Source organism: Microcoleus sp. PH2017_24_DOB_U_A (assembly GCF_020738205.1).
Lineage (GTDB): Bacteria > Cyanobacteriota > Cyanobacteriia > Cyanobacteriales > Microcoleaceae > Microcoleus.
Window position 1 is genome coordinate 1 of sequence record NZ_JAEQCT010000170.1, and the last position, 7,478, is coordinate 7,478.

The window sequence follows — 7,478 nt, forward strand, 5'->3', positions numbered from 1 at the left end:
AGACTGACATTCCGGGCATTGCATAATATTCCTTTTAAATGTGTGTGATTTGTGACGCTCCGACGACCATTTCATCATACCCTAGTTCAGCAACGCCAAAAATCTTATCTAAACTGAAATGGAAATCACCAGTGTTACGCGATCGCAAATCGATTTAGCGGTAGTCGGGGCGGGGCCTCACGCTTTAACCCTGGTTACTCATTTGCTGCAAAAATGCCAGAAGAAGCGGGACAAATTTTGGGTTTTTGACCCCAGTGGTGGCTGGCTAACTCAGTGGGAGAGGCAGTTTGCGGCTTTGGAAATTCCACACTTGCGATCGCCTGCGGTGCACCATCCCGATCCCAATGCTTTTGAGTTGCGACGGTTTGCCGAATCTCGCCCTAACGAGTTGTTTGCGCCCTACGATTTGCCAGGAAGTCGGCTGTTTAAGGAATTTTGTGGCGATGTGGTTAAGAGATGGGAATTGGGCGATCGCGTCATCAAGGCAAAAATAACTCGGATTGAACCGTTGAAAGGGAATTTTCGGCTTTGGTTTGAGGATGGAGAAAGTGCGATTGCGCGTCGTGTGGCGATCGCCACAGGCGGCGGTAAACCCCAACTACCGGAGTGGACAAATCAAATTCAAACGCCCTATCCACCAGACAAACTTTGCCATTCCCATCAAGTTAATTTGCAGGGATTAAAGTTGCAGGGAGAAAGGATTTTAATCGTTGGGGGCGGTTTAACTAGCGGACATTTGGCAGTAGGTGCGATCGGGCGCGGTGCCCAAGTAATATTAATGTCAAGACGAAAGTTACAAGAAAAATTATTTGATGCCGAACCGGGTTGGTTAGGGCCCAAATATCTCAAAGGTTTTGAAAATGAACCAGACTGGGAGAAGCGGTGGGAGATGATTCAACAAGCTCGCAACGGCGGCTCTATGACTCCTGAAATTATGACACAATTGCGTCGAATTTCGCGGGATTCGTGTCTTGAATTTCACCCAGAATGTCAAATTATTGAGGTTAAATGGGATGACAATCAATGGACTGTTTACTGTCAGGATGGAAATCAGCTATTCGTTGATAGAATCTGGTTAGCAACAGGAACAAAATTAGATGTAACAGCCGAACCATTGCTGACAGAAATTTTAGAAGCTTATCCAACTAAAATAGTTAAAGGATTGCCTGTTTTGGACGAGTATTTGCGTTGGCCAGGATGCGAGTTATTTATTATGGGTGGTTTAGCCGCTTTGCAAGTAGGGCCGGTTGGTCGAAATCTTTCCGGTGCAAGGATGGCAAGTTCGCGCATTGTGCCAGCTTTAATTAAGTCTAGGGCTAGGGTTTCATTTGCTCGAATTGCTGGGTAATTCCTAATAAATATAGATTTGGGCGACGGCAATGCAATAATAATGATTATCATTCTTTGCCAACTTTAGTTCCTATGTCATCCGCAAATAACGTCGAGTCCGCCCTTCCCACCGAGAATAATCAAAATCCCTCCCTCATCACCATCCGTCCCCGCCGCCTGCGTCGCACCCCTGGCTTGCGTCGCATGGTACGGGAAAATCATCTGACAGTTGACGACCTCATCTATCCGATGTTTGTGATGGAAGGAGAAGGGCAAAAAGTTGAGATTGCTTCGATGCCTGGTTGTTATCGCTTTTCCCTGGATTTATTGCTAACAGAAATCGCCGAATGTTGGAATTTGGGGATATGTGCGATCGCCCTTTTCCCAGTAATCTCAGAAACCAAAAAAGACGACACCGGAACTGAAAGCTATAATCCAGAAGGATTGGTTCAACAAACAGTCAAAGCCATTAAACAAAACATCCCCGAAATAGTAGTAATTACCGACGTAGCCCTCGACCCTTTCACATCACACGGACACGATGGTTTAGTTGATGAAAGCGGTAAAATTCTCAACGATCCGACTGTTGAAGTGTTAGTAAAAATGGCAGTTTCTCAAGCCGCCGCTGGTGCAGATATGGTCGCACCTTCCGACATGATGGACGGCAGAATTGGTGCAATTCGCAAAGCCTTAGATGCCGCAGGATACATCGATACAGCAATCCTGGCTTATTCAGCAAAATATGCCTCTGCTTATTATGGCCCGTTTCGGGATGCCCTCGATTCTGCCCCAAAGTTTGGAGACAAAAAGACTTATCAAATGGATGCTGCTAATGCTAAAGAAGCGCTGAAAGAAGTTGCTTTGGATATCGCAGAAGGTGCAGATATTGTGATGGTAAAACCTGCTTTGGCTTATCTCGATATTATCTGCCAAGTGCGGGAAGCAACTAATTTACCTGTTGCTGCTTATAATGTCAGTGGCGAATATGCAATGATCAAAGCTGCTGGAAAGTTGGGTTGGATTGATGAAAATCGGATTATTTTGGAGACTTTGATGAGTATCAAACGGGCTGGTGCTGATTTGATTTTGACTTATTTTGCTAAGGAAGTTGCTTTGATGTTGAAATAGGGGATTTTTTTTAAGTGCTTTTAAGAACAGGCTCTCCGGTCTGTTCCACAAGAATTATGGGAGAATTACGATGGAAATATAATCAAATCTCCGATCGAGTGATCTGTGCGTAATATCAATTTGGATCGGAATGATTTAACCACAGAGAGCGCAGAGAGCGCAGAGGAGAGAGATGAATAATTTCGATGAAGTGCAGATTTTGGAACATAATCAACAGAACTGCGCTTTAGTGCAATTCTGGTTGCTGACTTCCACAACCACATTTGGCGGACAGATGCAGGACGGATGCCCGGTAATTACTCTATGGTAAGAAGATGACCGAGACGATTTGGGATTTGGGATACTTCGACCTCACTCAGTACAAATTTTGAATGAGAATTTCAGCAGTTTGAATCCCCTAGTTTCAACGCTTGTCACAAATCTAAAATCTAAAATCTAAAATCTAAAATCCAATGATGATGTTGTGCGGCAACGAATCAACTATGCCCCAGACTTTACCTCGATCGGACAAACGAACTTTTTTAGTCGTGGATGACCATGCGATGGTGTTAGACGGCACGCTTAATATTTTAAGGCAGGAGTATCCACAGGCAGATATTCTGACGGCTCCAACGGCTCAGGAAGCCCTTCAGCAAGTAGCGCAGATCGTCCCGGATCTGGTGATTGTGGATTTGGTGATGCCAGAGGCGATCGGCGAAACTGCTCAGGCTAATTCAGGGCTTCAACTCCTGAAAACGCTGATGGAGCATTATCCGAGTTTGAATATTGTGGTGCAAAGCGCCCATGTTCGCACATTGGTTTGGCTGAAACCGTCGATCGACAATCACATGGGCGGATTCACGGTTGTTGATAAGAGTCAGCCGATGAAAGACTTGCTGGCAATGGTAGATTGGGCGCTGCACGAGCGGATTTATACTCCTAGAGAGATCCGCAATGGGCTGCAACTCAAACCTGCTTGGATGCAGGTGTTACAATTTGCTTTTCAAGAGAGCTTGCAGGATATTGCGATCGCCAAACGCATGAATGTTTCCGAACGCACTGTGCAATACTACTGGACTAAGATTCGAGATGTGCTAGAAGTTTATCCCGAAGATGACAAAAATCTGCGGATTCAAACGGAAGTTCGAGCTCGGGAAGAAGGACTGATTGATTAGACCTCTCCAAAAAAGCCAGTCTCGAACAGGCAAGATGCCTGTTCCACAATAATTATTGTAGAGGTCTATTAGTGAAGCCCGATCGATGGCAAGCAGTGAAAGCAGAACTCGCGACTTGGGGGCGAGGATCGCTTCCAGGGTTGATGGTGATTGTCGCTGTGACGATCGCTCGATTGACCGGTGCGCTTCAGTTTTTGGAGTTGGTGACGTTCGATCGATTTCTGCGGCTACGTCCTCCTGAGCCAATGGATGAAAGGATTGCGATCGTCGCTATCACTGAGGAAGATATTCAACGCGCCAAAACTTATCCGATTCCCGATCGCGAAATTGCCGATTTACTCAAACGATTGCAGACTTATGAACCGATCGCGATCGGGCTGGATATTGTCCGCGATATTCCGGTTGAACCGGGCCACGCTGAACTAGCATCGGTGTTTCGTAACAGCAAGAATGCGATCGGAGTGGAGATTGCTTTGCCCGATCGCAATGGCTTTATCGTCGCACCTCCACCCGCACTGCGATCGGAACAAATTGGCTTTGCAGATTTCGTCCTCGATGGGGATGGCTATCAGCGCCGCAGTTTATTGGGCACTTACAACGATCGCCAAGAATACCGTTTTTCCTTCGCAATCCGTCTGGCTGAGCGCTATTTAGCAAACCGAGGAATTAAGGCAGGTAATGGAATTCGCGATCGAGAGGCGATGCGATTTGGCAATATTGAATTGACCAGAATGCGGCCCAATTCTGGCGGATATGTGGGGGCGGATGCAGGCGGTAATCAGATTTTGCTGAATGTTCGCAGCGGTTTGGCACCTTTTCGAGTCATTTCTCTAGCACAAATCAAGGCGGGAAAAGTAGATCCAAACTGGATTCGAGGCAAGATTGTGCTGATTGGGATGATGTCTTTTAGTGCAAAGGATTTGGCAAGTTCAGGTGCGATCGCGGGCATCAATCCGGGACGGATTTACGGAGTGGAAATGCAAGCCCACGAAACCAGCCAGATTATTAGCGCGGTGCTCGATCGCAGACCGTTGATTCAGGTTTGGGGAGATGACTGGGAAACTCTCTGGATTGGGGTCTGGGGACTCTTGGGGATGAGTTTGGGGCGATTTCTGCGATCGCCGTGGAAAATTTTGTTGGGGCTCTTAATCGCCAGTATTAGCTCGATCGCGATTTGTTACGGATTAATTTTGATGGGGTGGTGGATGCCGATCGTACCTGTGTTCCTGATTTTGGTGCTAAATGGGGCTGGCCGGGCGGCGGCACTCTTCTATCGCCACCAGCAGGAATTGCGACTGCGGTTGGAAGAACGTCAATTTGCGATCGAGCAAACTTTTAATGCGATTCATAGCGGGCCTTTACAAACATTGGTAGTGATTTTGAGAACTGCTCAGGAGCAAGATCCACCCCCATCATTTTTAACGGATTTGCAACGCCTGAATCAAGAATTACGGGAAGTTTACGGATCGGTGCAGCGAGATGCGATCGCCGATGAACCGCATTTGCGAATGGGAAGTGCGATCGAATTAGCCCTGCAAGCCCCGTTGCATGAATTGCTCTACAAAGTCTATTCCAACACCCTCGAACAAGAACTGCCCTACCTCCAAACGATCAAATTCAAAATAGTGCAGTTCGATCCTTTGAACACCGAACATCTGCGGTTGGAACACAAACGAGGACTCTGCCGCTTTCTCGAAGAAGCGCTTTGCAATGTCGGCAAACACGCGATTGAAACCACTCGGTTGACAGTAATTTGCACTCAAGAAGGCGATCGGCAAGTAATTCGGGTGGTAGATAATGGCAATGGGAAACTGTCTGAAATAGAAGCGACAATTCAAGATTCAAACACTAACATTCAATCTTCAGGATTAGGAACGCAATTGGCAAACAATTTAGCTAAACAATTAGGTGGAACGTTTCGGCGCTATCAAAATGTACCGAAGGGAACCGTGTGCGAGTTAAGTTGGTCAGCCAAACGGCGGTGGTTCTGGTGATTTTCGAGAAGCGATCGTGGGTGCGGGTCTTCAAAATCTAGGATAGATCGCTTGCTGGAGGATGCAACCCCGTTTGAATCCAAAATCGTCTGGTTGCTCGGATAGAATCATCATCTGGATAGCGTGTATCGTTTAAATCAAGGCGGATGCAGGTTGCTCGACCGATGGGTGTAATCCCTTGAATCACAACTCCGTTGTCTAGCCAAACAAAATGTTCCTCCCACTTCTGCTGACGAGGATTGAAAATAGGGACAATTTCCTGGGTTTCTGGATCGACTCCAGCCACAAAGTTATACCGTCTTTCATTACAACGACGACAGGCAAGTGCAAGATTATCTATTTCGTCAGGCCCACCCAGAGATTTTGGGATAATGTGATCAAATGTGAACCGATTTGCGCTCAGACGTTCTGGCGAATGACAGTATTCACACAAATAGCTGGCTCTTTTGCGTATGGCTTGTTTGGCTACATCACTGATTGGCATTTTGGGCAGCAAGCATAGCGTTGATATAGGTAAAAATTCGATCTAACTCTCCGATCGCGTCTAGTTCTGTAACTTCATCTGGAGTGAGTTGATCCGCCTTCTTTTTTTCTAGCAGGCTTTCCATTCGGAGTTGAAGAGATTCAGTGAATTTGAATAGCGTCCAATCTCCCACCTTTTCAATCTGAATTTCATGAATGAGTGAGGACGGCTTACTGAGAGTCGTAATCATGTTTGCTTCTGCCAGAAGGGAGTGGAAAGACATTGAAAATCTGCGCTTTAACGAGATTATAGCTTGATATGAAGGGGCGATCGCGCTTTAACAATGCTTTGCACCTTCCCGCAAGTCTTGTTTGCGGGCAGTCCTCTATTATGTTTGTGTATTGTCGATTACCGTAGAAAATAGTTACAGAGAGGATTCAGATGATGACTCACGGATTGAAGCGTCGAACCATTTACTCTGCGGGAATTGCGAGTTTAATCCTGAGTGTTTCGTTCTGGATTCCGATCGCAGCCCTGGCAAAATATACTCCTCCTCCAAACCCTTCTAAACCGAAAGAAACGGGCACGAATACCACTCGCGGCGGCAGTTGTGAAGGTGATTCAGCGGCGGTATTAACTGCCTTAGTGCCGTTTAGCCATATGGGACAGACGATTTCCGGGCATCCGACTTTTACCTGGTTTGTACCCGATCGCACTTCTCGTCCGTTGCAATTGAGGCTGTTTACTCGATCGGGCCAACTACTCTACAGAACCGAGATGGAGAGTCAGCCAGGAATCATGTCCGTTGCTTTGCCGGCAAATCTGCCTCCACTGTCGATCGGGCAATCCTATCAGTGGGGCGTTGCTGTGCGATCGGAATGTTCCTTCGCGGAATGTGGTGGCGACGGCAGAAATCCAAGTGGTGCAGCCTGCTGAATCGTTGCAAACTCAACTTGCAGCCGCGCCAACTCCCCAACAGCGGATCGACTTGTATGCCAAGGCTGGGCTGTGGTATGACGCGATCGCCGAAGCGCGCAAAGCCTCTGAGACTTCTCAAAATCAAGCGGCTGTGCTGGAATTGCTAGATTCTCTGGCTAATTCGGAAGCCCAACCTTTGAAAGATTGGAGCGATCGATTGAAGCAAATAAGAGCGATCGAACAACAACGCCAACTCCCGCAACCCAAACCCTAAAATCCCATGCAGCCTTTCTCGCTAAAACTGTTTAAATTCAATTGTGAGGTGCGATCGGGCTTCCTGTTTCCCCTCGCCTTTTGCTTTTTATCTGTTGTTTTTTACATTCCTCCGCATTTTTCACCAAAAAACGAGCGAGAAGCCCCTGGCTTTAGACATGGGGAGGAAAGCGGCTGCGACTTCAGTCGCCTTGAATTAAACTCCATAGGAATAGCCAT

7 protein-coding genes and 1 pseudogene are annotated in these 7,478 nt (G+C 47.0%); 6 read left to right on the plus strand and 2 right to left on the minus strand.

Going from position 1 to position 7,478, the window contains the following annotated elements; genetic code table 11:
• The first annotated feature begins 118 nt into the window (after positions 1 to 118).
• The 5 genes from JGK07_RS31840 to JGK07_RS31860 all read left to right on the plus strand — a co-directional run bounded on the left by JGK07_RS31840 (position 119) and on the right by JGK07_RS31860 (position 5,605).
• A complete protein-coding gene (locus tag JGK07_RS31840) occupies positions 119 to 1,348 on the plus strand; it encodes an FAD/NAD(P)-binding protein (protein ID WP_293216154.1) in 1,230 nt (409 codons plus the stop codon).
• Positions 1,349 to 1,422: 74 nt separating this feature from the next.
• Positions 1,423 to 2,457: a porphobilinogen synthase gene (gene hemB, locus JGK07_RS31845; protein WP_293216152.1), complete on the plus strand. Its 1,035-nt coding sequence runs from the start codon at positions 1,423 to 1,425 to the stop codon at positions 2,455 to 2,457.
• A gap of 172 nt (positions 2,458 to 2,629) precedes the next feature.
• A complete protein-coding gene (locus JGK07_RS31850) occupies positions 2,630 to 2,767 on the plus strand; it encodes a hypothetical protein (protein WP_293183511.1) in 138 nt (45 codons plus the stop codon).
• Positions 2,768 to 2,939: 172 nt separating this feature from the next.
• Positions 2,940 to 3,611: a response regulator transcription factor gene (locus tag JGK07_RS31855; protein WP_293196512.1), complete on the plus strand. Its 672-nt coding sequence runs from the start codon at positions 2,940 to 2,942 to the stop codon at positions 3,609 to 3,611.
• Positions 3,612 to 3,682: 71 nt separating this feature from the next.
• A complete protein-coding gene (locus JGK07_RS31860; protein WP_293216148.1) occupies positions 3,683 to 5,605 on the plus strand; it encodes a CHASE2 domain-containing protein in 1,923 nt (640 codons plus the stop codon).
• A 37-nt stretch (positions 5,606 to 5,642) separates the two neighbouring features.
• Here JGK07_RS31860 and JGK07_RS31865 read toward each other — a convergent pair whose 3' ends face one another.
• Positions 5,643 to 6,089 carry an HNH endonuclease gene (locus tag JGK07_RS31865; RefSeq protein ID WP_293183517.1) on the minus strand — a complete coding sequence of 149 codons (447 nt, stop codon included), beginning with the start codon at positions 6,087 to 6,089 and terminating at the stop codon, positions 5,643 to 5,645.
• The gene (locus JGK07_RS31870; RefSeq protein ID WP_366034572.1) at positions 6,076 to 6,351 is read right to left on the minus strand and encodes a hypothetical protein; all 276 of its coding nucleotides are present in this window, start codon (positions 6,349 to 6,351) and stop codon (positions 6,076 to 6,078) included. Before JGK07_RS31870 ends, JGK07_RS31865 begins: the two co-directional genes overlap by 14 nt.
• A 161-nt stretch (positions 6,352 to 6,512) precedes the next feature.
• Between JGK07_RS31870 and JGK07_RS31875 the strand changes: the two are divergent.
• A pseudogene (locus tag JGK07_RS31875) lies at positions 6,513 to 7,260 on the plus strand (DUF928 domain-containing protein).
• The last annotated feature ends 218 nt before the right edge of the window (positions 7,261 to 7,478 follow it).